Consider the following 26,272-nt stretch of genomic DNA (forward strand, 5'->3'; position numbering starts at 1 on the left):
GCTTCGCCCGAAGCCGGAGCGCAGAAACAAGAGGTCGTACGGATGAACCTGCTGCTCGCCGAGGTGGCCCAGGCCACCCAGCGGTTGGCCGCGGCCGGCGTGCCGTCGCCGCGCTTCGACGCGGAGGAGCTCGCCGCCTACGTCCACCGCGTCAAGCGCAGCCAGCTGCACACGGTGAAGGACGCCGACTTCGACGCCCGCTACTGGGAGGCGGTCTCCCGCCGCGAGGCGCGCGAGCCGCTCCAGCACATCACCGGGCGGGCGTTCTTCCGCTACCTCGAACTGGAGGTCGGCCCCGGGGTGTTCGTGCCCCGGCCGGAGACCGAGACGGTCGTCGAGTGGGCGATAGACGCGGTGCGCGACATGGACGTGGCCGAGCCGCTGGTGGTGGACCTGTGCTCCGGCTCCGGCGCGATCGCGCTCGCCCTGGCCCAGGAGCTGCCGCGCTCCACCGTGCACGCCTTCGAACTGGACGAGGGGGCGCTGGAGTACACCCGGCGCAACATCGAGGCCAGCCCGGACCGCGCCCGGGTCACCCTGCACGCCGGTGACGCCACCAAGGCCTTCGAGGACGACCGCTCCTGGGACGGCCGCTTCGACCTGGTCATCTCCAACCCGCCGTACATCCCGCTCACCGAGTGGGAGTACGTCGCGCCGGAGGCCCGCGACCACGACCCGCAGATGTCCCTGTTCTCCGGCGAGGACGGCCTGGACACCATCCGCGGCATCGAGCGGGTCGCGGCCCGACTGCTGCGCCCGGGCGGCGCGGTGGTGATCGAGCACGCCGACCAGCAGGGCGGCCAGGTGCCGTGGATCTTCAACGAGGAACACGGCTGGACGGACACCGCCGACCACCGCGACCTGAACAACCGGCCCCGCTTCACGACCGCCCGGAGGGTCGGGTCGTGAACAGTCGGGCACAGGACGACCGCCCGGAGGGTCGGGTCGTGAACAGTCGGGCACAGGACGACCGCCCGGAGGGTCGGGTCGTGAACAGTCGGGCACAGGACGACGGCCCGGAGGGTCGGGTCGTGACCACCGAGCACCGTACGACGGCGCGCAAGGCTGCGCTGTAACGCCATGAGCCACTCCGGAAGGGGACCGCACCGATGAGCCGCCGTTACGACTGTGCCGATGCCGGGGACCGCGCCACCGGTCTGCGCGAGGCCGCCTCGGCCATCCGCCGCGGCGAACTCGTCGTGCTGCCCACCGACACCCTGTACGGGGTCGGTGCGGACGCCTTCTCCCCGGAGGCGGTCGGCGAGCTGATGGCCGCCCGCGGCCGCGGCCGCAACACGCCCTCGCCGGTGCTGGTCGGTTCGCCGACCACCCTGCACGGCCTGGTCACCGACTTCTCCGAGCAGGCCTGGGAGCTGGTCGACGCCTTCTGGCCGGGCGGGCTCACCCTGGTCGCCCGGCACCAGCCCTCACTGCGCTGGGACCTCGGCGACACCCGCGGCACCGTCGCGGTCCGGATGCCGCTGCACCCGGTCGCCATCGAGCTGCTGAACAGCACCGGCCCGCTGGCCGTCTCCAGTGCCAACCGGATCGGCGGGGTCTCCCCGCTGACCTGCGACGAGGCACAGGCCCAGCTCGGCGACGCGGTCTCGGTCTACCTGGACGGCGGGGCGGCCGAGGACTCCGCCACCTCGTCGATCGTGGACGTCACCGGCAAGGTCCCGGTCCTGCTGCGGGCCGGTGCGATCAGCGTCGAGCAGCTGAGGGAGGTCGTCCCCGACCTGGAGGCCGGCAGTTGACGCCCACCGCCTCGCTGCACGCCGGGCCGGGCATAGCGCCGTACCTGAGCGTGGGCCCCAGGCCGCTGGACCACTTCCGGATCCTGTTCGTCTGCACGGGGAACATCTGCCGATCGCCGATCGCCGAGCGGCTGACCCGGCGTGAGCTGGACACCCGGCTGAGCCCCCGGGTGGCCGGCCGGATCCTGGTGGAGAGCGCCGGCACCTGGGGCCACGAGGGCGCGCCGATGGAGGACCACGCCGCGACGGTGCTCGACGAGTACGGCGCCGACAGCGGCGGCTTCACCGGCCGCGAGCTGCTGGACGAGCACGTGGTCGAGGCCGACCTGGTGCTCACGGCGACGCTGGACCACCGCGCCCAGGTGATCTCGATGGGCCACGAGGCGGGGCTGCGCACCTTCACGCTGAAGGAGTTCACCCGCCTGGTGCGGACGATAGACCCGGGCACCCTGCCGGACCCGAGGCGCGGCGCCGACGTCACCGAGCGGGCCCGCGCGCTGGTCCGGGCCGCCGCCGCGCTGCGCGGCTGGCTGCTGGCCGCCACGCCGGAGTCGGACGAGGTGGACGACCCGTACGGGGCGCCGATCGGCATGTTCCGCAACTGCGGCGAGGAGATATTCCACGCGGTCGACCCGGTGGTCACCGCGCTGACCGGCGTCCCCGCGCCGCGCTGACGGGCCGGGCCCGGGCAGGGCGCCGCACGGGGCCGTTCGGCCGCGGCCCGGCGGGCCGGGTGGCGGGAGCGGTCCTACGCTGGGTGACACAGTCCCCGCAGCGCCCGGGAGCCCCGCCATGACCGTCACCGATGCCGCGTCCGGCCCGACCGCCACGACCGGGCGCCCCTGGGCGTCCGAGGCGCTGCACCGGGCCGATCCGCAGCTGGCCGACCTGCTGGCCGCGGAGGCCGAGCGGCGCGCCGAGACGATCCAGCTGCTGGCGGGGGAGAACCTGACCACCCCCGCCGTCCTGGCGGCGCTCACCGGCCCGCTGATCGACAAGTACGCCGAGGGCTACCCGGGCCGACGGCACCACACCGGCTGCGCGCTGGCGGACGCCGCCGAGCTGCTGGCGATCGACCGGGCCCGCGAGCTGTTCGCCGCCCCGCACGCCAACGTCCAGCCGCGGTCGGCGACTTCGGCGATGCTGGCGGCGTACGCGGCGCTGCTGCGGCCCGGCGACGGGGTGCTGGCGATGTCGCTGGAGCACGGCGGCCACCTCAGCTGCGGCTCGCGCGCCAACTTCTCCGGGCGCTGGTTCGACTTCACCGGCTACGGCGTGCGCGAGTCCGACGGGCTGATCGACCTCGACCAGGTCCGCGACCTGGCCCGGCAGCACCGCCCCAAGGCCATCGTGGCGGGTTCGATCTCGCACCCCCGGCACCCGGACTGGGCGGCGTTCCGCGAGATCGCCGACGAGGTGGACGCCTACCTGATCGCCTCCGCCGCGCAGACCACCGGGCTGATCGCGGCCGGGGTGGCGCCCTCCCCGGTGCCGTACGCGGACGTCACGGTGGCGGCCACCCACAAGCTGCTGCGGGGCCCGCGCGGCGGGCTGCTGCTGTGCACCGCGGAGCTGGCCGAGCGGATCGACCGGGCGGTGTTCCCGTTCAGCCAGGGCGGCGCGGCGATGAACGAGGTGGCCGGCAAGGCGGTGGCCCTCGCGGAGGCCTCGAAGCCCGCGTACCGGGCGTACGCGGAGCGGACGGTGTCCGGGGCGCGGGCGCTCGCCGCGGGGCTCGCAGAGGCCGGAATGCGCCCCCTGACGGGCGGTACCGACACCCATCTGGTGACCGCCGACGTGAGCCCGCTCGGCGTGACCGGCGCGGAGGCCGAGCGGCGCTGCGCGGCGGCCGGGCTGCTGCTCGGCAAGTGCGCGCTGCCGTACGACCCGGCGCCGGCCGCCGAGACCTCCGGCATCCGGCTGGGCACGGGCACGGTCACCAGCCAGGGGATGGGGGAGCCGGAGCTGGCGGAGATCGCCGGGCTGATCGCCCGGGTGCTCGCCGGGGACGCGGTCGTCCCGGCCGCGGCGCGGGTCCGGGAGCTGGCGGCGGCCTTCGCCGACCGGGCCTGACGGCGGCCTTCCGCGGGTATCCGGATCTCCTACCCGGGAGGGCGAACCGCGATGCACGGTCCGGGCGTCCGACTCAATAAGGTGTGTGCCGTGGCGACGCACCTCGAACCCCGGGAAGGCAGGGGAGTACCTTCGGTACTTCCCCGTTCGACAGTGATGCAGGAGGCCAGTGGTGCGTGAGTATCTGCTGGTGCTGTTCTGCACCGCCGCCGTCACCTACCTGTTGACGGGCCCGGTCCGGAAGTTCGCCATCGCGGCCGGCGCCATGCCGCCGGTGCGCGCCCGTGACGTGCACCGCGAACCCACGCCGCGGCTCGGCGGCATCGCGATGTTCGGCGGACTGTGCGCGGGCATCCTGGTCGCCTCGCAGCTGGACAACCTGAGCAAGGTGTTCTCCCAGGGCACCGACATCCGCGCGCTGCTGTCCGGGGCCGGGATCATGTTCCTGCTCGGGGTGCTCGACGACAAGTGGGGCGTGGACGCGCTGGTGAAGCTCGGCGGCCAGATGATCGCCGCCGGCGTGATGGTCTGGCAGGGCGTCACGGTGATCACCCTCCCGGTGCCCGGTGTCGGCCCGGTCGCGGTGAGCCCGACCCAGGGCATGGTCATCTCGGTCACCCTGGTCGTCGTCATGGTCAACGCGGTGAACTTCATCGACGGCCTGGACGGCCTGGCCGGCGGCATGGTGTGCATCGCCGCGATGGCCTTCTTCCTGTACAGCTACCGGCTCTGGTACGGCTACACGATCTCCGACGCGGCCCCCGCCGTGCTGTTCAGCGTGCTGCTGATCGGCATGTGCCTGGGCTTCCTGGCGCACAACATGCACCCCGCGCGGATCTTCATGGGCGACTCCGGCTCGATGATGCTGGGCCTGATGCTGGCCGTCGCCGCGATCTCCATCACCGGCCGGGTCGACCCGGACCTGATCAGCAACGAGGCCGGTTCGCAGACCGCCGCCGTGCACGCCCTGGTGCCGATCTACATCCCGCTGCTGCTGCCGCTGACGGTCATCGCGCTGCCGCTGGCCGACCTGCTGCTCGCGGTGGTGCGCCGCACCTGGGCGGGCCAGTCCCCGTTCGCCGCGGACAAGCGCCACCTGCACCACCGGCTGCTCCAGGTGGGGCACTCGCACAGCCGCGCCGTGATGATCATGTACTTCTGGGCCGCGCTGATCGCCTTCGGCTCGGTCGCCTTCTCGGTGACCAACACCGGCCGCACCGTCGTCCTGACGCTCGCCGGGCTCTGCCTGGTCGGCCTGGTGGTGCTGCTCACCCCGCGGTTCCGGCCGCGCGCCCCGCGGGCGGTGCAGTCCTTCGTCCCCCCGCGCTACCGCCGGCAGCAGAGCGGTCCGATGGCTGAACTGTCGGCCAAGGACAAGGAACTCCTGGGTGAAGCCGGGCGGGAGTCCGGTGTGGGCTCCACCGCGGTCGGCTCCCACCCCAAGGCCACCGGCCGCCACTGACAAGGGAGTTGATGCCACGACAGGTGGCCGTCACCCGAACGGCGGAATCGTTGCGCCGTTGGTGTGACAGGTGCCACACATTCATGGTAAAGCTCTCATCAAATAGTTTGTGATACCGTTCACGAGTATCGAGAACACGCCGAAAGACCTGACAGGTGGATGACTTCCGTCCCTGTCGGTCTCCCTCACCGGGCCCGTCGCTCACATGGCGGCCCGCGGCGATGCCTCGGTCCGGTGTCACCCGCCACCGCAGTGCCCGTCCCCCGCCACATCGACATGCCGCCGGAGCTGCCGACATGCCGTCCACCGACGCCCGGATCCTCCGAGGCGCCGCGATTCCCACTGCGGTCGCCGGAATCATCGCCATGGTGATCTCCTTTGCCGTTGCCGGTGGGAAGGGGCTGCTCGGCGCCCTCTTCGGCGCGCTCCTCGTGATGGCCTTCTTCAGCTTCGGCCAGGTCGCGCTCGACCGGCTGACCAGGTCGAACCCGCAGATCATGATGGCCGCGGCGCTGCTGGTGTACACCACGCAGATCCTGCTGGTCGGCATCGTGCTCGCGGTCTTCAAGGACACCGAGCTGTTCAACCGGCAGGCCTTCGCGTTCACCCTGCTCGGCTGCGCCCTGATCTGGACGGGCTTCCAGGTGCGCGGTGCGCTCAAGGCCAAAACCTTCTACGTCGACCCCGACGCCTCCGAAAAGAAGGGCGACAAGCCCTCCGACAAGGGGCGTCAACAGTGACGAGGCCCAACTGTCCCCCCAACGAGGGGGGCGGTGTTTATGCCGCACTGACGGGCTGCTATCGTCCGTCGCAACAACGGAGTACGGGAAGAGGCCTGGTCTGTCCGGAGAGCGGACGGATCGCCCCCCTGATCCGCGCAGTCTTCGATGATCCCGCTGTGGTGCCGTGCACCGGCGCGCGGGGTCGGCGAGAAACCCATCAAGTTCCAGTGCCGCTCCGTGGTCGCAGGCCACGCCGACACACCGAGGTTGCCGTAACCATGCGTCACGACGAAGGAGTCCGCGGTGAGTGCTGAACTCACGTCCCTCGCCTCAGGCAGTTGCCACTTCGGGGACGCTGGCTGTGGCTTCCCGGCCCCGGGTCTGAACGAGTTCCAGTTCAAGCCGATCTTCTCGATCGGCAGCATCGAGTTCAACAAGCCGATGCTGCTGTCGATCATCGTCGCGCTCCTGGTCGTCGTGTTCTTCTGGGCCGCCTTCGCCAAGCCGCGCCTCGTCCCCGGCAAGCTGCAGCTGGTCGGTGAGATCGGCTACGACTTCGTCAAGCGCTCCATCGTGCTGGAGACGATCGGCAAGAAGGGCGAGAAGTACGTCCCGATGCTGGTCTCGATGTTCTTCTTCATCTGGTTGATGAACATCATGTCGATCATCCCGTTCGCACAGTTCCCGGTGTCGGCGGCGATCGCGTTCCCGGCCGGCCTCGCTGCGGTCGTGTGGATCACCTACATGACGCTGACCTTCAAGAAGCACGGCTTCGTCGGCGGTCTCAAGAACCTCTGCTGGCCGTCGGGCATCCCCGGCTGGGTCATGTTCATCCTGGTGCCGATCGAGTTCTTCTCGAACATCTTCGTGCGCCCCTTCACGCTCGCGGTCCGAGCCTTCGCGAACATGTTCGCCGGCCACCTGCTGATCGTGATGTTCTCCATCGCCTCCTGGTACCTGCTCAGCCCGTCCCTGGGCGCGCTGTACGGCTCGGCCTCGTTCATCGTGGCCGTCGGCCTGACCGCCTTCGAGCTGCTGGTCCAGTTCCTGCAGGCCTACATCTTCGTGATGCTGGCCAGCAGCTACATCGCCGGTGCCCTGGAAGAGGCGCACTGAGCCCCGGGGCCCCGGCCCCGCCGAGAACCACTTCCCGTCCCGGATCGCCCGGTGGCCAATCACCACCGGTTCACCACCCTGCAAAGGACAACGTCAATGAGCATCCTCGCTGAGGGCACTGTCTACGGTTCCGTCGCCTCCCTGGGCTACGGCCTCGCCGCCATCGGCCCCGGCATCGGCGTCGGTCTGATCTTCGGTAACGGTGTCCAGGCCATGGCCCGCCAGCCCGAGGCTGCCGGTCTCATCCGTTCCAACATGTTCATCGGCTTCGCGCTGACCGAGGCGCTCGCCCTCATCGGCATCGTCATGCCGTTCGTCTTCGGCAACAAGTAATCCCGCCGTAGACCCTTTCTGAGGAAGGTCCAGATATGAGCATGGCGATCGTCCAGCTCGCGGCCGAGGAGAAGATGAACCCTCTCCTCCCCGCGTGGCCCGAGATCATCATCGGCCTGCTCTGCTTCTTCATCGTCTTCGGTCTGCTCGGCAAGAAGCTCCTCCCCAGCATCGAGAAGGTGCTGTCGGAGCGCCGGGACGCGATCGAGGGCGGGATGGAGCGCGCCGAGGCCGCCCAGGTGGAGGCCCAGGCCCTGCTTGAGCAGTACCGCGCCGAGCTCGCCGAGGCGCGCCACGAGGCTGCCCGCATCGTCGAGCAGGCTCGCGAGCAGGGTGCCGCCCAGCTCGCCGAGATGCGCGAGGAGGGCCAGCGCCAGCGCGAGGCCATCGTCGCCGCCGGTCACGCCCAGATCGAGGCGGACAAGAAGCAGGCCACTGCCGCCCTGCGTCAGGACGTGGGCTCGCTGGCCACCCAGCTGGCGTCCCGCATCGTGGGTGAGTCCCTCGAGGACCACACCCGGCAGAGCGGCGTCATCGACCGCTTCCTGGACGAGCTGGAGGCCAAGGCCGCCGTTGCTCAGGGTGCGGCCAAGTGATCGGCGCCAGCCGTGAGGCCCTCGTCGCCGGCCGGCAGAACCTGGAGAGCCTGACCGACTCCACCTCGGTGGACGCGGCCAAGCTCGCCGAGGAGCTCACCGCCGTCACGGCCGTGCTGGACCGCGAGGTGTCGCTGCGCCGCGTCCTGACCGACCCCTCGCGGTCGGGCCAGGACAAGGCCCAGCTGGTCACCTCGCTGCTGACCGGCCAGGTCTCCGGCGAGGCCGTCGACCTGGTCTCCGGCCTGGTCCGCTCCCGCTGGTCGGGCTCGCGCGACCTGGTGGACGCGACCGAGGAGCTCGCCGCCTACGCGGAGATCATCGCCGCGGACAAGGCCGGCGCCCTGGACGACGTCGAGGACGAGCTCTTCCGCTTCGGCCGGGTGGTGAGCGGCTCGCACGAGCTGCGCGCCGCGCTGACCGAGCCGAAGGCCGGTGCCGTCGCGAAGGCCGGGCTGATCGGCAAGCTGCTCGGCGGCCGCGCCAACGCCGGTACCGTCCGGCTGGTCACCGCCCTCGTCAACGTGCCGCGTGGCCGTAGCCTGGAGCAGGGCCTGGAGTCCTACTCGAAGCTCGCCGCCGCGCGCCGCGGCCGCGTGGTGGCCCTGGTCACCACCGCGGTGCCGCTGTCGGACACCCAGAAGGAGCGCCTGTCCGGTGCTCTGGCCCGGATGTACGGCCGCCAGGTCCACCTGAACATCGACGTCGACCCCGAGGTCGTCGGCGGCGTCCGGGTGCAGATCGGCGACGAGATCATCAACGGCACCGTGTCGAGCCGCCTCGAGGGCGCTCGCCAGTCGCTCGAAGGCTGAGCACCCAAGCAGCACATCCGACCCTCGGTCGGGAAACCGGCTCCCCAAGGAGCCGGCACATCGTACGGCCGGTTCGGAAGACCCGGCCGAGAGTCGAATACTTGCGGCCCTCAATGGCGGGCCGAGGATCGCAAACTAGGAGAGCAGGGAAGCCTGATGGCGGAGCTTACGATCCGTCCGGAGGAGATCCGGGACGCGCTGGCCGACTTTGTCCAGTCGTACCAGCCGGACGCCGCTTCTGTGGAAGAGGTCGGCAAGGTCACTGACGCGGCGGACGGCATCGCGCATGTCGAGGGCCTGCCCTCGGTCATGGCGAACGAGCTGCTGAAGTTCGAGGACGGCACGCTCGGCCTCGCGCTGAACCTCGACACCCGCGAGATCGGTGTCGTCGTCCTCGGTGAGTTCGGCGGCATCGAAGAGGGCCAGACCGTGCGCCGCACCGGCGAGGTCCTCTCGGTTCCGGTCGGCGACGGCTACCTCGGCCGCGTCGTGGACCCGCTGGGCAACCCGATCGACGGCCTGGGCGACATCGCCGCCACCGGTCGCCGTGCCCTGGAGCTGCAGGCCCCCGGCGTCATGGCCCGCAAGTCGGTCAAGCAGCCGCTGCAGACCGGTATCAAGGCCATCGACGCGATGACCCCGATCGGCCGCGGCCAGCGCCAGCTGATCATCGGCGACCGCCAGACCGGCAAGACCGCGGTGGCCGTCGACACGATCATCAACCAGCGTGACAACTGGCGCTCGGGCGACCCGGAGAAGCAGGTCCGCTGCATCTACGTCGCCGTGGGCCAGAAGGGCTCCACCATCGCGTCCGTCCGCGGCGCCCTGGAGGAGGCCGGCGCGCTGGAGTACACCACCATCGTGGCCGCTCCCGCCTCCGACCCGGCCGGCTTCAAGTACCTCGCCCCGTACACCGGTTCGGCCATCGGCCAGGAGTGGATGTACGACGGCAAGCACGTCCTGATCATCTTCGACGACCTGTCGAAGCAGGCCGAGGCCTACCGTTCCGTCTCCCTGCTGCTGCGCCGCCCGCCGGGCCGCGAGGCCTACCCGGGTGACGTCTTCTACCTGCACTCCCGCCTGCTGGAGCGCTGCGCGAAGCTGAACGACGCCCTGGGCGGCGGCTCGATGACCGGTCTGCCGATCATCGAGACCAAGGCCAACGACGTCTCGGCGTACATCCCGACCAACGTCATCTCCATCACCGACGGCCAGTGCTTCCTGGAGTCCGACCTGTTCAACGCCGGCATCCGCCCGGCCGTGAACGTCGGTATCTCGGTCTCCCGCGTCGGTGGCTCCGCCCAGATCAAGGCCATGCGCTCGGTCGCCGGCCGCCTGCGTCTGGACCTCGCCCAGTACCGTGAGCTGGAGGCCTTCGCCGCCTTCGGTTCCGACCTGGACGCGGCCTCCAAGGCCCAGCTGGAGCGCGGTGCGCGCATGGTCGAGCTGCTGAAGCAGGGCCAGTACCAGCCGTTCCCGGTCGAGGAGCAGGTCGTCTCCATCTGGGCCGGCACCACCGGCAAGCTGGACGACGTCCCGGTCGCCGAGATCCGCCGCTTCGAGCGCGAGTTCCTGGACCACGTCCGCCTCCAGCACAAGGACCTGCTGGCCGGCATCGTGGAGACCGGCCTGCTGGCCGACGGCACCGTCGACGCGCTGACCAGCGCCGTCGAGGCCTTCAAGCAGGGGTACCAGACCGCTGACGGCAAGCTGCTCTCCGAGCAGGCCTGAGTCCGGTAGCGAGGGAAAGGACGTAACGACCCATGGGAGCACAGCTTCGGGTCTACAAGCGCCGGATCCGCTCTGTCACCGCGACGAAGAAGATCACCAAGGCGATGGAGATGATCTCCGCGTCGCGCATCGTCAAGGCGCAGCGCGCGGTGGCCGCCTCCACTCCGTACGCCGATGAGCTCACCCGGGCGGTGACGGCGGTGGCCACCCGGTCCAACGCCAAGCACCCGCTCACCACCGAGAACCCGGCCGCCAAGCGCGCCGCGGTCCTGCTGATCACGGCGGACCGCGGCCTGGCGGGCGGCTACTCGACCAACGCCATCAAGGCCGCCCAGGTGCTCAGCGAGCGCCTGCGGTCCGAGGGCAAGGACGTGGTGACGTACATCATCGGCCGCAAGGGCGTCTCGTACTACACGTTCCGCGGCCTGACGGTCGCGGACTCGTGGACGGGGTTCTCGGACAAGCCGACCTACGGTGACGCGAAGACCGTGGCGGCCGACCTGATCGAGGCCTTCACGGCCGAGACCGGCGGCGTGGACGAGCTGCACCTGGTCTCCACCGAGTTCGTGTCGATGCTGACGCAGAACGCGGTCGAGGCGCGGCTGCTGCCGCTGAAGCTGGACGAGGTCCAGCTCAGCGACCAGTCGCCGGCCAAGTCGGAGATCTTCCCGCTGTACGACTTCGAGCCGTCGGCGGAGGGCGTCCTGGACGCGCTCCTGCCGCGGTACGTCGAGAGCCGGATCTACAACGCGCTGCTGCAGTCGGCCGCTTCCGAGCACGCCGCCCGCCGCCGCGCGATGAAGAGCGCGACGGACAACGCCGGCGAGCTCATCAAGTCGCTCACGCGGCTTGCCAACTCGGCCCGTCAGGCCGAGATCACCCAGGAAATCAGCGAGATCGTCGGCGGCGCCAACGCCCTCGCCGACGCTAGCCGCGGGAGCGAATGAGTATGACCACCACTGTTGAGCCGACCACGGCGACGGGCCGCGTCGCGCGGGTCATCGGCCCGGTCGTCGACGTGGAGTTCCCCGTCGACGCGATTCCGGACATGTACAACGCCCTGCACGTCGAGGTGGACAACCCCGACGGCACGGGCAAGAAGATCCTGACCCTCGAGGTCGCCCAGCACCTCGGCGACGGCATGGTCCGCGGCATCTCGATGCAGCCGACCGACGGCCTGGTCCGCGGTTCGCAGGTCTCCGACACCGGTGCGGCGATCTCCGTCCCGGTCGGCCAGATCACCAAGGGCAAGGTGTTCAACGCCCTCGGTGACGTGCTGAACGTCGACAAGGCGGAGTTCGACAAGCAGGTCGAGGTCCGCTGGCCGATCCACCGCAAGGCTCCCGAGTTCAAGGACCTCGAGTCCAAGACCGAGATGTTCGAGACCGGTATCAAGGTCATCGACCTGCTCACCCCGTACGTCACGGGTGGCAAGATCGGTCTGTTCGGTGGTGCCGGTGTCGGCAAGACCGTTCTGATCCAGGAGATGATCTACCGCGTCGCCGAGAACTTCGGTGGTGTGTCGGTGTTCGCCGGTGTCGGCGAGCGCACCCGTGAGGGCAACGACCTCATCGACGAGATGGTCGACTCGGGCGTTCTGGACAAGACCGCGCTGGTCTTCGGCCAGATGGACGAGCCGCCGGGCACCCGTCTGCGGGTCGCGCTGTCCGCGCTGACCATGGCGGAGTACTTCCGTGACGTCGAGAAGCAGGACGTGCTCCTCTTCATCGACAACATCTTCCGGTTCACCCAGGCCGGTTCCGAGGTGTCGACCCTGCTCGGCCGCATGCCCTCCGCGGTGGGCTACCAGCCGAACCTGGCCGACGAGATGGGCCTCCTCCAGGAGCGCATCACCTCGACCCGCGGTCACTCGATCACCTCGATGCAGGCGATCTACGTCCCCGCGGACGACCTGACCGACCCGGCGCCGGCCACCACCTTCGCCCACCTGGACGCGACGACCGTTCTGTCGCGCCCGATCTCGGAGAAGGGCATCTACCCGGCCGTCGACCCGCTGGACTCCACGTCCCGCATCCTCGACCCGCGGTACATCGCGCAGACCCACTACGACACGGCCATCCGTATCAAGGGGATCCTGCAGAAGTACAAGGACCTCCAGGACATCATCGCGATCCTCGGTATCGACGAGCTGTCCGAAGAGGACAAGATCACGGTGCACCGTGCCCGTCGCATCGAGCGCTTCCTCTCGCAGAACACCTACGTGGCGAAGCAGTTCACCGGTGTCGAGGGTTCGACCGTGCCGCTGTCGGAGACCATCGAGGCCTTCAACGCGATCGCGGACGGCAAGTACGACTCCGTCCCGGAGCAGGCCTTCTTCATGTGCGGTGGCATCGAGGACCTCGAGAAGAACGCCGCCGAGCTGGCGAAGAAGTAATCGCGGCCGGTAGCAGCTGAGCGTGACCGTGAGGGGTGGGCCCCAGCCCTGGGACCCACCCCTCGCGTCGCATCGGCTGTGATTCCGGTCAAATCCGTGCCGCCGGTTTCATGCCGGAGGCGCGGGGCCGTTATTCTTACCGAAACTCCCGAGTAATCGGGCGTTGCATGAGCCTAGGAGCCCACGTTGGCTGAGCTGCACGTCGAGCTGGTCGCAGCCGACCGCAAGGTGTGGTCCGGTGCGGCCACCATCGTCGTCGCCCGTACGGCCTCCGGTGACACCGGCATCATGCCGGGCCACACCCCGGTGCTGAGCGTGCTGGAGACCGGTCCCGTCACCATCCGCACGGTGGACGGCGGCACCGTGATCGCCGCGGTGCACGGCGGCTTCATCTCCTTCGCCGACAACAAGCTGTCTCTGCTCGCGGAGATCGCCGAGCTGGCGGACGAGATCGACGTCGCGCGTGCCGAGCGCGCACTGGAGAAGGCCAAGTCGGGCCTGGACGAGCACGCCGAGCGGCGCGCCGAGGTCCGTCTGTTCGCGGCGCGCGGCCTCAAGGCCCACGCCTGAGTGCGCCGGACCCCGGTTTAGCGGGGTCGACCGACGGTCCCGGGGACGCGCGAGCGTGACCCCGGGACTGTCGTCGTAGTTGGTAGGTCAGCGCGGTCGCTTGATACGACCGTTACGGGGAACGCGGGTAGCGAGGAGGTAGGTGAGCATGGTCCTCGCGCTTGTGGTGTGTGCGGCGGTCGTGGCCCTGGGAGTGATCGGGCTGATGGCCTTCGCCGTCCGACGCCGCCTGATCCAGCGGGTCGGCGGCACCTTCGACTGCAGTTACCGGCTCAAAATGCCCGCCGACGCCTCGACGCAGCCCGACCTCGACGAGAACGGCAAACCCACCTCAGCCCCGGTCCCCCCGACCGACGGCAAGGGGTGGGTTTTTGGTATCGGCCGCTACAGCGGTGACTCGATCGAGTGGTTCCGGGTCTTCTCGTACGCCCCGCGCCCGCGCAAGATGCTTCCGCGCCGGGAGATCGAGGTGCTCGGCCGGCGCTACCCGGAGGGCCAGGAGGAGCTGGCGCTGCTGTCCGGCTCGGTGGTGCTGCGCTGTCTGCACAACGGGGCGCCGCTGGAACTGGCGATGAGCGAGGACGCGCTGACCGGCTTCCTGGCCTGGCTGGAGGCGGCCCCGCCGGGGCAGAGGGTGAATGTCGCGTAGCGGCCGCTCCAGGCGGGGTTAACGCCGCCTAACCCGGCGGCTACGCTGGCCGCATGGTCAATCTGACGCGCATCTACACCCGTACCGGCGATGACGGCACCACCGCGCTCGGCGACATGAGCCGGACCAGCAAGACCGATCCGAGACTGATCGCGTACGCGGACGCCAACGAGGCGAACGCGGCGATCGGGGTGGCCCTCGCCGTGGGGGAGCTGCCCGAGGACATGACGGCGGTGCTCGTCCGGGTCCAGAACGACCTGTTCGACGTCGGCGCCGACCTGTCCACCCCGGTGGTGGAGGACCCGAAGTACCCGCCGCTGCGGGTGCTGCAGTCCTACATCGACCGGCTGGAGGCGGACTGCGACGACTACCTGGCGCGGGTGGAGAAGCTGCGCAGCTTCATCCTGCCCGGCGGTACGGCCGGGGCGGCCCACCTGCACCTGGCCTGCACGGTGGTCCGGCGGGCCGAGCGCTCCACCTGGTCGGCGATCGCGGAGCACGGCGACAGCGTCAACCCGCTGACCGCGAAGTACCTCAACCGGCTGTCCGACCTGCTGTTCATCCTGGCCCGGGTGGCCAACAAGGAGCGCGGCGACGTGCTCTGGGTCCCGGGCGAGAACCGCTAGAACGCGACGAGGGCCCGTCCCCGGACTCCTCCCCCGTGGGGGTCCGGGGACGGGCCCTCGACGGTTCAGGGCCGGTCGGCGGGCGTGCCGCCGGGGGTGGTCCCGGCGAGGGTCTTCTCGGTGACCACCCGGCCGTCCTCGACCAGCACGCCGGCCGGCGGCTGCTTGGGCCAGAGCGAGTAGCAGCCGGCCACGATCACGTTGACCACGGCGGCGATGCCCAGCTTGAGGTACCACTGGAGGAAGGTGCCGAAGTGGGCGGAGCCCGCGGAGAGCGGGACGAGCAGGGTGATCAGGCTCAGCGTGACGGCGGCGGACACGACGGTCCGGCCGGCGATCTGCCACTCGTACCTGGTCCGCTCGGGCCCGTACTTGGGCGAGGGCAGCGGCTTGGGGCCGCCGGCGAAGCGGTGCAGGAAGTGCCGGTCGGCCCAGCGGACCAGCGAGGGGCCGTAGCCGATCGAGAAGCCCGCGTAGCTCGCGGCCAGGGCGTGCGTCCAGCTCGCGGTGGAGCCGCCGCGCAGGTCGAGGACGGTGAGGGCGTAGAGGGTGAGGTCGACCAGTGGCAGGCCGACCAGCAGCGCGGTGCTGGTGCGGCGCCACCGGAGCAGGTAGCGGGTGGCGAGGCCGAGGCCGAGCAGGATCCAGAAGGAGATCTCGGCCGCGACGATGAGGGTGACGATCACGTTCTGCTCCCGGGTGTTTCGGCGGTGCTTCCAGCCTGGTGCGCGGGCGTGCCGCTGTCGTCGTCGCGCGGTGCCGTAGCGGCCTGCACCTTTCGATGTAGCGGGCTCCTCCGTGGACCGGAGCCGGGCCGGCCGCCGGGGGTGGTGAGATGGGAACGTGCCCCTCCCGTTCCCCGCCCTCTCCCCGCGCCGGCAGGACCAGCTGATCGCCCTCTGCGGGCTGCTCGGCGGTTCGGTGCTGATCGTCTTCAAGGTGTACGACCGGGCCGACCGGGTGCCGCTGTGGGCGGTGGTGCTGCCGCTGGTGGTGCTGGCGGGGCTGGAGCTGGTGCGCCGGACCAGGCCGGTGCTCGCGGTGTCGCTGGGCGGGCTGGCCTTCGCGGGCAGCCTGTTCGCCGGCAGCCTGCTGGCGACGCTGATCATGTACACCGACCTGCTGTACGCGGCGGTGATCTACGGGACCCCGCGGATGTCCCGGGTGCTGCACCTGAGCGGCGGGGCCACCGTGCTGGCGCTCTCCACCCTCGCGGCGATCTACGGCGGGACGCCCGGGGCGCTGCTGGTGGTGGTGGTCAGTTCGCTGGTCTTCCTGGCCCCGGTGTGGACCGGGGACGTGGTGCGCAAGCACCGGGAGGAGGCGGAGACCGAGCGGCTGCGGGCGGAACAGACCGCGCTGCTCTCGGAGATGGACCGGCGCGAGGCGATCGGCGCCGAACGGGCCCGGATGGCACGGGAGTTGCACGACGTGGTGGCCAACCACCTGTCGGCGATCGCGATCCACGCCACCGGCGCCCAGTCGGTGGCCCGGCGCCGGAGCCTGCCCGAGGACGATCCGCTGGTGGAGGTGCTGGCGGTGATCCGGGAGAACAGCGTCCAGGGATTGGCCGAAATGCGACGCATGATCGGGCTGCTCCGGGACAGCGGCGGGGGAGAGGTGGACGAGTCCTACGCGGCGCCCGACCTGGCCGCGGTGGACGCCCTGCTGGCCAAGGCCCGGGCGGCCGGCCAGGACGTCGGGCTGGACTTCGAGCTGTCCGAGTCCGGCGAGCGCGGCGACCTGCCGGTGCCGGTCGGGCTGGCCGCGTACCGGATCGTCCAGGAGTCGCTGACCAACGCGCTCAAGCACGCCGGGCCCGGACTGGTGAGCCTGCGGCTGGAGTTCGCGCCCGAGGAGCTGCGGATCGCCGTGGACAGCCCGTACCGGGGCGGGCCGGGCCGCGGGCTGCCCGGCGCCCGGGCGGGGCTGGTGGGCATGGCGGAACGGGCCGGGCTGCTCGGCGGCAGCTTCGAGGCCGGGCCGCGGGACGGGTACTGGAGGGTGCGCGCGGTGCTGCCGCGCGCCCAGGGGAACGAGGGGCGGGCATGACGATCCGGGTACTGGTGGCCGAGGACCAGGCGGCGGTGCGGGCGGCGCTGGTGATGATCCTGCGCGCCGAGCCGGGGTTCGAGGTGGTCGGGCAGGCCGCCGACGGCGAGGAGGCCGTCCGGCTGGCGCTGGAGCTGCGGCCGGACGTGGTGCTGATGGACGTGCAGATGCCCCGGCTGGACGGCGTCTCGGCGACCCGCGAGGTGGTCGCCGCCGGGGCCGGGCAGGTGCTCGTGCTGACCACCTTCGACCTGGACGAGTACGTCTACGGCGCGCTGCGGGCCGGGGCGTCCGGCTTCCTGCTCAAGGACCTGGAGGCGGACACCCTGGTCGAGGGCATCCGTACGGTGGCGCGCGGGGACGGCATGCTGGCGCCCTCGGTGACCAAGCGTCTGATCGGGGCCTTCGCCCGCCCCGAGCGGGCGGTCGGACCGGAGGCCCGGGCGGCGGTGGGGGCGCTGACCGGCCGCGAGCGGGAGGTGCTGGCCTGCATCGGCTCCGGGATGTCCAACGGGGAGATCGCGGCCCGGCTGGAGATGGCGGAGGCGACCACCAAGACGCACGTCAGCCGCATCCTGGCGAAGCTGCGGCTGCGCAGCCGGGTGCAGGCGGCGATCCTGGCCCAGGACCTCGGGCTGACCATCTGATCACCCTCTTGTCGCCCTCCGGTCGCCTTCTTGGGCGACCGACCAGGTCGGTTGCAGATCACACTCCCGATTGCTATTGCACGGGGGATTTGGGCATTAGAGTCCGGCCAGAGCGATGCGGCTCCTACGGCGGGTGACCCCTGTCCTGAGCCGCCTTCAGGGCCCGCCCGCAGGGCGGCGACGGCATCGGGAGACCCAGCCATGAGCAATGCGTCCAGCAAGCAGATCGCCGTGATCGGTGCCGGCCTGATGGGCGCCGGCATCGCCCAGGTGTCCGCGCAGGCCGGCCACCCGGTGGTGCTGCGGGACGTCACCGAGGAGGCGCTCCAGCGGGGCCTGGCGGGCATCCGCGCCTCGTACGGGAAGTTCGTCGCCAAGGGCAGGCTGAGCGCCGAGGACGCCGAGGCCGCGCTAGGCCGGATCACCACCACCACCGACCTGGGCGCCGTCGCCGAGGCCGACATCGTGGTCGAGGCCGTGTTCGAGAAGCTGGAGGTCAAGGAGGGCGTCTTCCGCGAGCTCGACAAGCTCGCCAAGGACGGCGCCGTGCTGGCCTCCAACACCTCCGCCATCCCGATCACCCGGATCGCCGCCGCCACGGAGCGCCCGGAGTCGGTCGTCGGCGTCCACTTCTTCTCGCCGGTCCCGATGATGAAGCTGGTCGAGCTGGTCCGCGGCTACAAGACCAGCGACGAGACGCTGGCCACCGCCCGCGCCTACGCCGAGGGCGTCGGCAAGGAGGTCGTGGTGGTCAACCGCGACGTGGCCGGCTTCGTGACCACCCGCCTGATCACCGCGCTGGTCGTCGAGGCCGCCAGCCTGTACGAGTCGGGCGTGGCCACCGCCGAGGACATCGACACCGCCTGCCGGCTCGGTTTCGGCCACGCGATGGGCCCGCTCCAGACCGCCGACCTGACCGGCGTGGACATCCTGCTGCACGCCGCCCGCAACATCTACGACGAGACCCAGGACGAGAAGTTCGCCGCGCCGGAGATCATGGCCCGCATGGTCACCGCCGGTGACCTGGGACGCAAGAGCGGCCGCGGCTTCTACCCGTACGAGGGCAAGTGAGCCGGCGGGGCTGAACGACCGGCGGGCCGTGCGATCGGAGCATCGTACGGCCCGCTCCGCCGGGCCGGGTGAGTTTCCTCACGCAGCGTGCCGCAGACGGGTGATTTGGGCGGTAATCGAGCGTAGGTGTGGGGCCGACCTGCGTATATTCCCTCGGACGGGTGAAGTTGCTTCAGATCTGGCCGGAACCAGCAACCTGCGGAGCCGGTTCACCGTCAGATGAGGGAACCCGGCATTCCGCCCGGGGCCGGGTGAGGGGCTGCGGCCCGCCCGGACGACCCCCCCCGCCCCCCGTACCCGGCACGGCCGGGGCGGACCCGCCCCGCACCAGGCCGTCCAGGCGAAGGAGGAGAGCATGCGCATCACCGGCGACCACACGGCGCTGGCCATCGAAGGCCGCCTCGACGTGCGCACCGCCGCCGACGCGCGGGTCCGGTTGCACCAGGCCGTGGACGGCGGCCTCGGCGACCTCGTGCTCGACCTCGCCCGGCTGGAGTTCTGGGACGCCACCGGGCTCGGCGTGATCATGGGCACCCACCGGCGGGCCGGCCGGATCGGCCGCCGCCTGGTGCTGCGCTCCGTCCCGGCCCAGCTCCAGCGGCTGCTGGTGGCCACCAAGCTGCACCGCATCCTGGCCGTCGACGGCGCCGCGGGCGTCGCCGAGGCGCACGGGGTCGCGCTCTAGGGCGTGTCTTTAAACTCGCGTCTGCGGGCCGACGCCGGTGCACGCACCTCGCCGCGTTGTCGTCGGTCGCCAATGCTCCGCAGTGGCTCCCTCCTCCGCCTTGCGATGCACGCACCCCAACGCCGCCCCGCCCACCCTCCGGGCGGACGACGGGAGTTTGAAGACACGCCCTAGACACGGTTGCCCCGCGCGCCGGACCGCACGCCCGCGTACGTCCGACCCCGCCCGCGCAACGCCCCTGGTCAGCGCCGCCGACCGGTCGTCAGCCACGGACCGCTCTGCACGGTCGGGGCCGGATGTGCAAGAGTCTGCCCGTCAGAAGACGGCCGCCGGGGCTGCCTCCAGCCCGGCCGCGGCCGCGAGCGGGACGTCAGCCGGGCGGCGCGGGGCGCCGACGGCCGAGCACGATGCGGAGCAGAACGTGTCACAGCCATCCGGTGAGTTCCGGCAGGAGGCCGTCCGCACCCGTGGCGGTGAACTGGTCTCCGGCGGCCTGCTGGTGGGCGTCGGCGCACCGGACGGCTCCGAGGCCAGGACCTGTCCCGAGGAGTGGCGTCCGCGTCCGCGCCGGACCGGACGCAGCGAGCCCGCCCGCGGTCCGGTCGGCGGCGTCGGCCGCGCGGTCGGCCCGCTCGCGCTCGGCGCCGGGCCCGCCGACCTGCCGATGCTGGACCGCGAGGTCGACGTCGTCGAACTGCTCGGCCTGCTCTCCGAGGGCCGCTCGATACGCCTGGTCGGCCAGGCCGGCTCGGGCCGCAGCGCGCTGCTGTCGGCCGTCGCCGAGGCCGCCGCCGACCTCGCCCCCGGTGGAGTGGTGCAGCTCTGCGGCCACCGCCGGACCCTTCCCGACCTGCTCCAGGACCTCTTCGCGGCCACCCACCACGCCCCCGGCTACCGCCCCGACCCCGGGCAGCTGGCCGCCCACCTCGCCGAGGTCGGCGCGATCGTGGTGATCGACTCCGCCGAACCCGCGGGCGCCGAGCTGGAGCAGCTGCTCGCCGCCGCCCCCGGCTGCGCCTTCCTGATCTCCGCCGCCCCGGACGGCCCGCCGCTGCCGGCCGGCTCCCGGCTCCAGGACCACCTGGTGGCCGGGCTCTCCCGCTCCGCCTGCCTCGCCCTCACCGCCCGGCTGGCCGGGCGGCCGCTGGACGTCGACGAGAAGGCCTGGGCGGTGGACCTCTGGTTCGAGTCCGAGGGCCTGCCGCTGCGCTTCGTCCAGGCCGCCGCCCTGCTGCGCCAGCGGGACGTCGCGGTGGACGCGCTGGTCGCCGCCGAGGACGACCGGATGGACGTCTTCGGGGCCGTCGACGGGCCCGTCCACGACCCGGACCCGGCGATCCGGGAGGACGCGCTGCGCCGCACCGTCCCGCTGCCCTCGGTGGCGGAGACCGCCTCGCCCGCGGTCCGGCTCGCCGAGGGGCTGAGCGAGCCCGCGCAGGCCGTGCTGCGGCTCGCCGTCGCGCTCGGCGGCGAGTGCCCCACCGCGCCGCACCTGCCGGCGCTGATCGACGTCGGGCAGGGCGAGGCCGCGCTCGCCGAACTCGCCGACGCCGGACTGGCGGTGTCCATCGGCGGGCACCACCGGCTGACGGCCGGCGCGCAGGACCTGCTCGCCCCGCACTGGCCGGCCCGCGGCTGCGTCGACGGCGCCGCCCAGCACTTCGCCTGGTGGGTCGGGCACAGCTCGGTGACGCTGGAACAGATCGCCGCCGAGGCCGAGGTGATGATCGGGGTGCTGCTCGCCGACCGCACCGCCGGGCGGCACGACGCGGTGGTCCGGCTCGCCCGTGCGGCGGCGCCCGCGCTGGCGCTGTCGCTGCGCTGGGGCGCCTGGGAGCGGGTGCTCCAGCTCGGCCTGGAGGCGGCCCGCCAGACCGGTTCGGCGGTCGACCAGGCCTGGTTCCACCACGAGGCGGGCGTGCACGCGATCTGCCTCCAGCAGCCCTCCCGGGCCATCGCCGAACTGGAGACCGCGCTCACCCTGCGGGCCGCCGCGGGCGACCAGCGCGGGGTGGCCGCCGTCGGCCGGATGCTCGACCTGCTGCGCGCCGAGGGCCGGCAGCTGCCGGCCGCCGCGCCCGCCGTGGCGGGGCCCGGCCGCGCCCCGGTGATCCGCAAGATCGCGGCCCGGGTGCCGGCCCGCCTGAAGTCCAGCAGGCGGCGGCGGGCGGCCGTGGTCTCCACGGCGGTGCTGACCCTGGGGGTGCTCGGCACGGCGGTGGCGATGAGCTTCAGCGGGCCGGACGAGGTCAAGGGGAAGGACCCGTACAGCGGCCGGATGGACGGCGGCGGCGACACCCAGGAGGCGCCGTTCCCGCAGCCCTCCGGCAGCACCGGGGCGGGGACGGCCGGTGCCGGGCCGGGCAGCCCGGCGGGGCAGGGGAGCGGCCCGCAGCCGTCCACGAGCGGCAGCGCCTCGCACGCGTCGAGCGCCTCGCCGACCAGGCGGCCGAGCTCCTCGCCGGGGGCGGGCGAGTCGCAGGCCCCGCAGCAGTCGCAGCCGCCCGCACCGGGCCAGTCGCAGCCGCCGGTCCAGCCGCCGGGTCAGTCGCCGCCGCCCCAGCAGACGGGGCAGCCCTCGCAGCCGCCGACGACGGGCCACAGCGCGTCGGCCCCGGCGTCCACCACGAGCTCGCCGTCGGCCACGTCCGGGTCGCCGACGACCCCGAGCGGGACGGCGAGCGCGAGCCCGCCGTGAGCGGTCAGAACAGCTTGAGCTTGTCGTCGTCGATGCCGCGCAGCTCGTCGTAGTCCAGCACCACGCAGCCGATGCCGCGGTCGGTGGCCAGCACGCGGGCCTGCGGCTTGATCTCCTGCGCGGCGAAGACGCCCTTGACCGGGGCCAGCAGCGGGTCCCGGTTGAGGAGTTCGAGGTAGCGGGTGAGCTGTTCGACGCCGTCGATCTCGCCGCGGCGCTTGATCTCGACGGCCACCGTGGAGCCGTCGGCGTCGCGGCAGAGGATGTCGACCGGGCCGATCGCCGTGGGGTACTCGCGGCGGATCAGCGACCAGCCGGCACCGAGCACCTCCATCCGGTCCGCGAGCAGCTCCTGGAGGTGTGCCTCCACGCCGTCCTTGATCAGGCCCGGGTCGACCCCGAGCTCGTGGGACGAGTCGTGCAGCACCTCCTCCAGCGTGATGATGAGCTTCTCGCCGGCCTTGTTCTCCACCGTCCAGACCCCGTCGGCCTCCTTGAGGACGCACGGCGGGGACATCCAGTTGAGCGGCTTGTAGGCGCGGTCGTCGGCGTGGATGCTGACGCTGCCGTCGGCCTTGACCAGGATCAGCCTGGTGGCGGAGGGCAGATGGGCGGAGAGCCGACCGGCATAGTCGACTGAGCAGCGGGCAATTACGAGACGCACGGTCGACCACGCTAGCCCACCGGGGCCAGTTGATGCGATTCCGCGACGGCTGGGTGAAGAAAGCGCGAACCCGGCCAACATTGAGGTCCTGCGGTCCGGCTACCGCCCGTCGAGGCCTGGCGCCCCCACCCTCGGGTCGCTACGGTGTGTGACGACACGCTCGCGGGATCGCTGTCAACGGGGATGGAGACTTCAGATGAACGATCCGACGGGATCCGGCCAATCTGGTGCACCGCACTGTGTTTCCGAAGCAATCCACAGGAATGACGGGCCCGCCGCTCCGTTGACTGCCACGCTGTTGTGAGCGCGTTCGGTGTCCGGGACGTCACGTCCCGTGGCGCCGCCGCCGTCGCGAAGGCGCCGGAAACCCCTGTCCCTCGGTGTTCCGGACGCCCCATGCGAAACCACCACCCTCACTGTGAGCTTGACCTACGCACGACCACCCGGGCGCCGCGCGGGTGGACCGCGAGAGGAGAATCCATGTCGCTCGACGTCTCACCGGCCCTGCTGGAGAAGGCCGAGCGGGGCGAGGTCGACGAGCGGGAATTCGTCGACTGCGTCCGCGTCTCGCTGCCGTACGCCTGGGACCTGATCAGCTCGCTGGTCGCCCAGGCGAAGGTCGACGGCACCGACTTCGCCGACAACCAGGTGCCACCGCCCAGCGAGCAGGCCCGTGGCCAGCTGCTGCGCGCCCTTGCCAGCGACGCCATCCGGGGCGCCCTGCAGCGCCACTTCGGGGTCCGGCTGGCGTTCCAGAACTGTCACCGGGTCGCGGTGTTCCTGCCGTCGGAGGCCAACGCGGCGCGGTACGACCGCTTCACCTCGGTCCGGGAGCAGCTGCTCAACCAGTCCGAGGAGCTGCGGGACTGCTGATCGCCTTCCCGCGGTGCCGCAGCGCCGGCCGCCCCGTTCCCCGGTGCGGGGGGAGGGGCGGCGGCCCGGGCCCGTGACCCGTACGGGGCTCAGCCCAGTTGCGGCAGCACCTCGGAGCCGAGCCGGGCGATGTTGTGCAGGGTCGCCTCCTCGTCGCCGCTGCCCTCGGCGAGCAGGGCGAAGCGCCGGATGCCGGTGCGTTCGGCGGTGGCCAGCAGCCGGTCGGCGCACTGCCGCGGGGTGCCCACCGCGTGCAGGTCGCAGAGCAGCTCGGTGTACTGGCGCGGGTCGCGCATCCTGCGCTCGCGGCCGTCCACGGTGCGGTGGGCGCCGAGCCCGTACTCGAACCAGCCGGGCATCGCGTTCAGCAGCGTGGACCGGGCCGCCGCGGCGCGGTCGTCGACCTGGGCCACCCCGGCCGCGACGTGCCGGCGGCCGATCCGGCGCAGCTGCTCCTCGGACCGCCCGGCGGCCAGCCAGGCGGACCGGTACAGCTCCAGCATCCGCAGCTTGTCGTCGTCCCCGGAGTGCATGCCGAGCAGCATCGGCAGGCCGCGCTCGGCGGCCATCCGCACCCCGCCCGGCGAGGTGCAGGCGACCACCACGGGCGGTCCTGACACCGGCCGCCCGGAGGCGGTGAGCTCCTCGCCGAGGCCCCCGTCGTCCCGGCGCTGGCGCGGGAAGCGCACCGGGCCGGACCGCTGGCCCAGGCCGAGCCAGCTGCTCAGGCCGGGCCGCCGCACCGGCTCGGTGGCCCGCGGCACCACCGCGACCTCGGGGAAGGCGAACTGCGGGCCGTCCGCGCCCACCCGGGAGCCGCGCAGCCATCGCAGCAGCAGGTCCAGCCGCTCCGGGAAGCCGTTCTCGAAGGCGTCCACGCCGCCGCCGAACACGTCCAGGTCGATCCACGGGCCGCCGCGGCCCACCCCGAGCGTGAACCGTCCGCCGGAGGTGAGGTGCAGCAGCGCGGCCTGCTCGCCGAGCCCCACCGGGTGGCGGGTGGAGAGCACGCTGACCGCCGTGCCGACGCCGATCCGGCGGGTGCGGCCGAGCAGCAGCCCGGCCAGCGTGGCGGCGTCCGGGCACACCCCGTACGGCACGAAGTGGTGCTCGGCCAGCCAGACGCTGTCCAGGCCCGCGCGTTCGGCCTCGACGGCGGAGTGGACGGTGCGCTCCAGCGCCTCGCCGTGGCTCTGCCCGGGGAACTGCGCGGACAGCAGGAACAGGCCGACCCGCACCGGACCGGTGGCCGGCGGCAGCGCGCCGGCCCACTGGGTGGCCGGCAGCGGCTCGCCCGCGACGGCCGTCACCGGGGGGACGGAGGTCAGCGTCGGGCCGGGGGCGGGTGACCGGACCCCGACGGGCCGGCCGCTCTCGGCTCGGGCGCTGGTCTTGCTCATCGTGGGGCCTCCTCGGGTGCGCGCAGGGTCTGCGGGCCCCGCCTTCTCCCCCTGTGGGTATCGGATGTCATGTGCCAATGGCACGCCGAACCCCGAATTTCCCCGATGATCGGGTGGATCTCGGCAAAAACGCCGAAGTGCCGGACGGAGCCGTGGTAGTGGCCGTACGGGGCCCCGGGCGGCCGTAGGCTGGAACGACCCAGAGGCCAGCAGGAGAGGGAGTCCGCCGTGTCGCCGCGCCGCAACCGGATCAAGAGCGCCGCCCCCCACGAGAGCGCAGAACCGGCCGCCCCGCTCGGCGGTTCGCTGCGCCGCACCGAGAGCTACCAGGGCGACGACTGGGTGGTCCAGACGGTCGCCGGGACGGCCGGACGGTTCTACCGCTGCCCGGGCTGCGACCAGGAGATCCCGCCGGGGACGGGCCACGTGGTGGCCTGGCCGATGCACGGCGCGGGCGTGGACGACCGGCGGCACTGGCACCGCGCCTGCTGGGGAGCGCGGGAGCGCCGGGCCTCCAACCTGCTGCGGGGCCGCGGCGCTCCGCGGTACTGACGGCCGGGCCGCCGGGACGGCTACGCGTCGCGCTTCTTGAGCACCAGCGCGCCGCCGACCAGCGCGGCCGCCGTCCAGGCCAGGCAGATCAGGAAGCCGGTCCACGGCCCGTACGGCTGGCCGTGCTGCTCGTAGACCAGCAGCATCCGGGAGCCCGCGTAGTCGGGGAAGTAGTGGGCCAGGGTCTTGACCTTCGGCACCGCCGAGAGGATCGGCGAGAGCAGGAAGAAGAACGGCACCAGCACGCCGAGCGCGAGCGTCTGGTTGTGCAGCATCGTGGTGACGCCCGCCGAGAACAGGCAGAGCAGCGTCAGGTACAGCGCCGCCCCGAACACCGCCCGCAGCACGTTCGGTTCGCCGATCGTGGTGGAGTGCGCGCCGAGCAGCGCCTGGCCGGCGAAGAAGGTGGCGAAGGCCGTCACCAGCGAGACCGCGAGGGCCAGCGCGCCGAGCACCACCGCCTTGCCGGTGAGCAGGGTGCCGCGCTGCGGGACGGCGGCCAGGGTGACCCGGACCATGCCGCTGCTGTACTCGTTGCCGATCGCCAGCACCCCGAAGACGATGATCGCCAGCTCGCCGAGCATGATGCCGGAGAAGGACGTCCCGGTGGCGTCGAACGGGGACTGGTCGCCGCGGCGGAACTCGGTGAAGTTGTTGTTGGTGAGCAGGGACAGCAGCGCGCCGATGCCGACCGTGACGACGAAGGTCAGCGCGAGCGTCCAGACCGTCGAGCGGACGCTGCGGATCTTCGTCCACTCGGAGCGCAGGACCGCCGGGAAGGACGCCAT

The 26,272-nt window shown here is 71.9% G+C and carries 27 protein-coding genes; 23 read left to right on the forward strand and 4 right to left on the reverse strand.

All coding sequences use genetic code 11. The features are described 5' to 3' along the window. Positions 1 to 42 precede the first annotated feature (42 nt). The 16 genes from prmC (at position 43) to ACFVU7_RS07245 (ending at position 14,842) form a co-directional block, all read left to right on the forward strand. Positions 43 to 909, forward strand: coding sequence for a peptide chain release factor N(5)-glutamine methyltransferase (gene prmC / locus ACFVU7_RS07170; protein ID WP_049658073.1), 867 nt, complete (start codon positions 43 to 45; stop codon positions 907 to 909). A 200-nt stretch (positions 910 to 1,109) separates the two neighbouring features. Continuing rightward, the gene (locus ACFVU7_RS07175; RefSeq protein WP_049658072.1) at positions 1,110 to 1,757 is read left to right on the forward strand and encodes an L-threonylcarbamoyladenylate synthase; all 648 of its coding nucleotides are present in this window, start codon (positions 1,110 to 1,112) and stop codon (positions 1,755 to 1,757) included. 14 nt (positions 1,758 to 1,771) lie between these two features. After that, positions 1,772 to 2,431, forward strand: coding sequence for a protein-tyrosine-phosphatase (locus tag ACFVU7_RS07180; RefSeq protein WP_369808349.1), 660 nt, complete (start codon positions 1,772 to 1,774; stop codon positions 2,429 to 2,431). A 118-nt stretch (positions 2,432 to 2,549) separates the two neighbouring features. After that, complete coding sequence (gene glyA / locus ACFVU7_RS07185) at positions 2,550 to 3,830, forward strand: serine hydroxymethyltransferase (RefSeq protein WP_049651808.1); 1,281 nt, start codon at positions 2,550 to 2,552, stop codon at positions 3,828 to 3,830. 172 nt (positions 3,831 to 4,002) lie between these two features. Then, the gene (locus tag ACFVU7_RS07190) at positions 4,003 to 5,292 is read left to right on the forward strand and encodes an MraY family glycosyltransferase (RefSeq protein WP_049651812.1); all 1,290 of its coding nucleotides are present in this window, start codon (positions 4,003 to 4,005) and stop codon (positions 5,290 to 5,292) included. A gap of 296 nt (positions 5,293 to 5,588) precedes the next feature. Next, complete coding sequence (locus ACFVU7_RS07195) at positions 5,589 to 6,032, forward strand: hypothetical protein (RefSeq protein ID WP_049651807.1); 444 nt, start codon at positions 5,589 to 5,591, stop codon at positions 6,030 to 6,032. A gap of 285 nt (positions 6,033 to 6,317) precedes the next feature. Continuing rightward, positions 6,318 to 7,130, forward strand: coding sequence for a F0F1 ATP synthase subunit A (gene atpB, locus ACFVU7_RS07200; RefSeq protein WP_049651806.1), 813 nt, complete (start codon positions 6,318 to 6,320; stop codon positions 7,128 to 7,130). 96 nt (positions 7,131 to 7,226) lie between these two features. After that, positions 7,227 to 7,463, forward strand: a complete 237-nt coding sequence (gene atpE / locus ACFVU7_RS07205; RefSeq protein WP_031074289.1) for an ATP synthase F0 subunit C — start codon at positions 7,227 to 7,229, stop codon at positions 7,461 to 7,463. Between the two features lie 35 nt (positions 7,464 to 7,498). After that, the gene (locus tag ACFVU7_RS07210; protein ID WP_107086439.1) at positions 7,499 to 8,059 is read left to right on the forward strand and encodes a F0F1 ATP synthase subunit B; all 561 of its coding nucleotides are present in this window, start codon (positions 7,499 to 7,501) and stop codon (positions 8,057 to 8,059) included. Further along, positions 8,056 to 8,871 (forward strand): F0F1 ATP synthase subunit delta, encoded by an 816-nt coding sequence (locus ACFVU7_RS07215; RefSeq protein WP_049651805.1) that lies wholly within the window; start codon positions 8,056 to 8,058, stop codon positions 8,869 to 8,871. The genes ACFVU7_RS07210 and ACFVU7_RS07215 overlap by 4 nt, the downstream gene beginning before the upstream one ends. A 156-nt stretch (positions 8,872 to 9,027) precedes the next feature. Beyond that, the gene (gene atpA, locus ACFVU7_RS07220; protein ID WP_049651804.1) at positions 9,028 to 10,602 is read left to right on the forward strand and encodes a F0F1 ATP synthase subunit alpha; all 1,575 of its coding nucleotides are present in this window, start codon (positions 9,028 to 9,030) and stop codon (positions 10,600 to 10,602) included. Between the two features lie 32 nt (positions 10,603 to 10,634). After that, the gene (locus tag ACFVU7_RS07225; protein WP_049651803.1) at positions 10,635 to 11,549 is read left to right on the forward strand and encodes a F0F1 ATP synthase subunit gamma; all 915 of its coding nucleotides are present in this window, start codon (positions 10,635 to 10,637) and stop codon (positions 11,547 to 11,549) included. Between the two features lie 2 nt (positions 11,550 to 11,551). Continuing rightward, entirely contained in the window at positions 11,552 to 12,997 is a 1,446-nt protein-coding gene (gene atpD / locus ACFVU7_RS07230) for a F0F1 ATP synthase subunit beta (protein ID WP_049651802.1), read from the forward strand. 186 nt (positions 12,998 to 13,183) lie between these two features. Next, positions 13,184 to 13,567, forward strand: coding sequence for a F0F1 ATP synthase subunit epsilon (locus ACFVU7_RS07235; RefSeq protein WP_030235805.1), 384 nt, complete (start codon positions 13,184 to 13,186; stop codon positions 13,565 to 13,567). A 148-nt stretch (positions 13,568 to 13,715) separates the two neighbouring features. Continuing rightward, a complete protein-coding gene (locus ACFVU7_RS07240; RefSeq protein WP_049651801.1) occupies positions 13,716 to 14,216 on the forward strand; it encodes a DUF2550 domain-containing protein in 501 nt (166 codons plus the stop codon). 53 nt (positions 14,217 to 14,269) lie between these two features. Further along, positions 14,270 to 14,842, forward strand: coding sequence for a cob(I)yrinic acid a,c-diamide adenosyltransferase (locus tag ACFVU7_RS07245; protein WP_049651800.1), 573 nt, complete (start codon positions 14,270 to 14,272; stop codon positions 14,840 to 14,842). Positions 14,843 to 14,907: 65 nt separating this feature from the next. Here the strand turns inward: ACFVU7_RS07245 and ACFVU7_RS07250 are convergent, their stop codons facing one another. Then, positions 14,908 to 15,528 (reverse strand): hypothetical protein, encoded by a 621-nt coding sequence (locus ACFVU7_RS07250; RefSeq protein WP_388044594.1) that lies wholly within the window; start codon positions 15,526 to 15,528, stop codon positions 14,908 to 14,910. A gap of 157 nt (positions 15,529 to 15,685) precedes the next feature. Between ACFVU7_RS07250 and ACFVU7_RS07255 the strand changes: the two genes are divergently transcribed. The 5 genes from ACFVU7_RS07255 (at position 15,686) to ACFVU7_RS07275 (ending at position 21,995) form a co-directional block, all read left to right on the forward strand. After that, a complete protein-coding gene (locus tag ACFVU7_RS07255) occupies positions 15,686 to 16,894 on the forward strand; it encodes a sensor histidine kinase (protein ID WP_388044595.1) in 1,209 nt (402 codons plus the stop codon). Then, positions 16,891 to 17,541, forward strand: a complete 651-nt coding sequence (locus tag ACFVU7_RS07260) for a response regulator transcription factor (RefSeq protein WP_049651798.1) — start codon at positions 16,891 to 16,893, stop codon at positions 17,539 to 17,541. The genes ACFVU7_RS07255 and ACFVU7_RS07260 overlap by 4 nt, the downstream gene beginning before the upstream one ends. Positions 17,542 to 17,742: 201 nt before the next feature. Beyond that, positions 17,743 to 18,612 carry a 3-hydroxyacyl-CoA dehydrogenase family protein gene (locus ACFVU7_RS07265; protein ID WP_049651797.1) on the forward strand — a complete coding sequence of 290 codons (870 nt, stop codon included), beginning with the start codon at positions 17,743 to 17,745 and terminating at the stop codon, positions 18,610 to 18,612. A 355-nt stretch (positions 18,613 to 18,967) separates the two neighbouring features. Next, positions 18,968 to 19,297 (forward strand): STAS domain-containing protein, encoded by a 330-nt coding sequence (locus ACFVU7_RS07270; RefSeq protein ID WP_049651796.1) that lies wholly within the window; start codon positions 18,968 to 18,970, stop codon positions 19,295 to 19,297. 421 nt (positions 19,298 to 19,718) lie between these two features. Next, positions 19,719 to 21,995, forward strand: a complete 2,277-nt coding sequence (locus ACFVU7_RS07275; protein WP_388044596.1) for an ATP-binding protein — start codon at positions 19,719 to 19,721, stop codon at positions 21,993 to 21,995. Between the two features lie 4 nt (positions 21,996 to 21,999). Here ACFVU7_RS07275 and nucS read toward each other — a convergent pair whose 3' ends face one another. Continuing rightward, positions 22,000 to 22,659 (reverse strand): endonuclease NucS, encoded by a 660-nt coding sequence (gene nucS, locus ACFVU7_RS07280; protein ID WP_049655746.1) that lies wholly within the window; start codon positions 22,657 to 22,659, stop codon positions 22,000 to 22,002. Between the two features lie 480 nt (positions 22,660 to 23,139). Here nucS and ACFVU7_RS07285 point away from each other — a divergent pair, with 480 nt between their 5' ends. Next, positions 23,140 to 23,532 carry an SCO5389 family protein gene (locus ACFVU7_RS07285; protein WP_030282024.1) on the forward strand — a complete coding sequence of 131 codons (393 nt, stop codon included), beginning with the start codon at positions 23,140 to 23,142 and terminating at the stop codon, positions 23,530 to 23,532. Positions 23,533 to 23,621: 89 nt separating this feature from the next. On the opposite strand, the gene ACFVU7_RS07290 is transcribed toward ACFVU7_RS07285, so the two are convergent. Next, the gene (locus ACFVU7_RS07290; RefSeq protein ID WP_388044637.1) at positions 23,622 to 24,770 is read right to left on the reverse strand and encodes an LLM class flavin-dependent oxidoreductase; all 1,149 of its coding nucleotides are present in this window, start codon (positions 24,768 to 24,770) and stop codon (positions 23,622 to 23,624) included. 390 nt (positions 24,771 to 25,160) lie between these two features. On the opposite strand from ACFVU7_RS07290, the gene ACFVU7_RS07295 reads away from it, so the two are divergent. After that, positions 25,161 to 25,484 carry a hypothetical protein gene (locus tag ACFVU7_RS07295; protein ID WP_049655743.1) on the forward strand — a complete coding sequence of 108 codons (324 nt, stop codon included), beginning with the start codon at positions 25,161 to 25,163 and terminating at the stop codon, positions 25,482 to 25,484. Between the two features lie 20 nt (positions 25,485 to 25,504). Here ACFVU7_RS07295 and ACFVU7_RS07300 read toward each other — a convergent pair whose 3' ends face one another. Beyond that, positions 25,505 to 26,272, reverse strand: a complete 768-nt coding sequence (locus ACFVU7_RS07300) for an ABC transporter permease subunit (RefSeq protein ID WP_049655741.1) — start codon at positions 26,270 to 26,272, stop codon at positions 25,505 to 25,507.

Source organism: Kitasatospora sp. NPDC058046 (assembly GCF_042885595.1).
GTDB lineage: Bacteria > Actinomycetota > Actinomycetes > Streptomycetales > Streptomycetaceae > Kitasatospora.

Coding starts and splice junctions, on each gene's coding strand:
- prmC (WP_049658073.1), top strand. CDS start 43: ATGAACCTGCTGCTCGCCGAGGTGGCCCAGGCCACCCAGCGGTTGGCC.
- ACFVU7_RS07175 (WP_049658072.1), top strand. CDS start 1,110: ATGAGCCGCCGTTACGACTGTGCCGATGCCGGGGACCGCGCCACCGGT.
- glyA (WP_049651808.1), top strand. CDS start 2,550: ATGACCGTCACCGATGCCGCGTCCGGCCCGACCGCCACGACCGGGCGC.
- ACFVU7_RS07195 (WP_049651807.1), top strand. CDS start 5,589: ATGCCGTCCACCGACGCCCGGATCCTCCGAGGCGCCGCGATTCCCACT.
- atpE (WP_031074289.1), top strand. CDS start 7,227: ATGAGCATCCTCGCTGAGGGCACTGTCTACGGTTCCGTCGCCTCCCTG.
- ACFVU7_RS07210 (WP_107086439.1), top strand. CDS start 7,499: ATGAGCATGGCGATCGTCCAGCTCGCGGCCGAGGAGAAGATGAACCCT.
- atpA (WP_049651804.1), top strand. CDS start 9,028: ATGGCGGAGCTTACGATCCGTCCGGAGGAGATCCGGGACGCGCTGGCC.
- ACFVU7_RS07225 (WP_049651803.1), top strand. CDS start 10,635: ATGGGAGCACAGCTTCGGGTCTACAAGCGCCGGATCCGCTCTGTCACC.
- atpD (WP_049651802.1), top strand. CDS start 11,552: ATGACCACCACTGTTGAGCCGACCACGGCGACGGGCCGCGTCGCGCGG.
- ACFVU7_RS07240 (WP_049651801.1), top strand. CDS start 13,716: ATGGTCCTCGCGCTTGTGGTGTGTGCGGCGGTCGTGGCCCTGGGAGTG.
- ACFVU7_RS07245 (WP_049651800.1), top strand. CDS start 14,270: ATGGTCAATCTGACGCGCATCTACACCCGTACCGGCGATGACGGCACC.
- ACFVU7_RS07260 (WP_049651798.1), top strand. CDS start 16,891: ATGACGATCCGGGTACTGGTGGCCGAGGACCAGGCGGCGGTGCGGGCG.
- ACFVU7_RS07265 (WP_049651797.1), top strand. CDS start 17,743: ATGAGCAATGCGTCCAGCAAGCAGATCGCCGTGATCGGTGCCGGCCTG.
- ACFVU7_RS07270 (WP_049651796.1), top strand. CDS start 18,968: ATGCGCATCACCGGCGACCACACGGCGCTGGCCATCGAAGGCCGCCTC.
- ACFVU7_RS07285 (WP_030282024.1), top strand. CDS start 23,140: ATGTCGCTCGACGTCTCACCGGCCCTGCTGGAGAAGGCCGAGCGGGGC.
- ACFVU7_RS07300 (WP_049655741.1), bottom strand. CDS start 26,272: ATGGCGTCCTTCCCGGCGGTCCTGCGCTCCGAGTGGACGAAGATCCGC.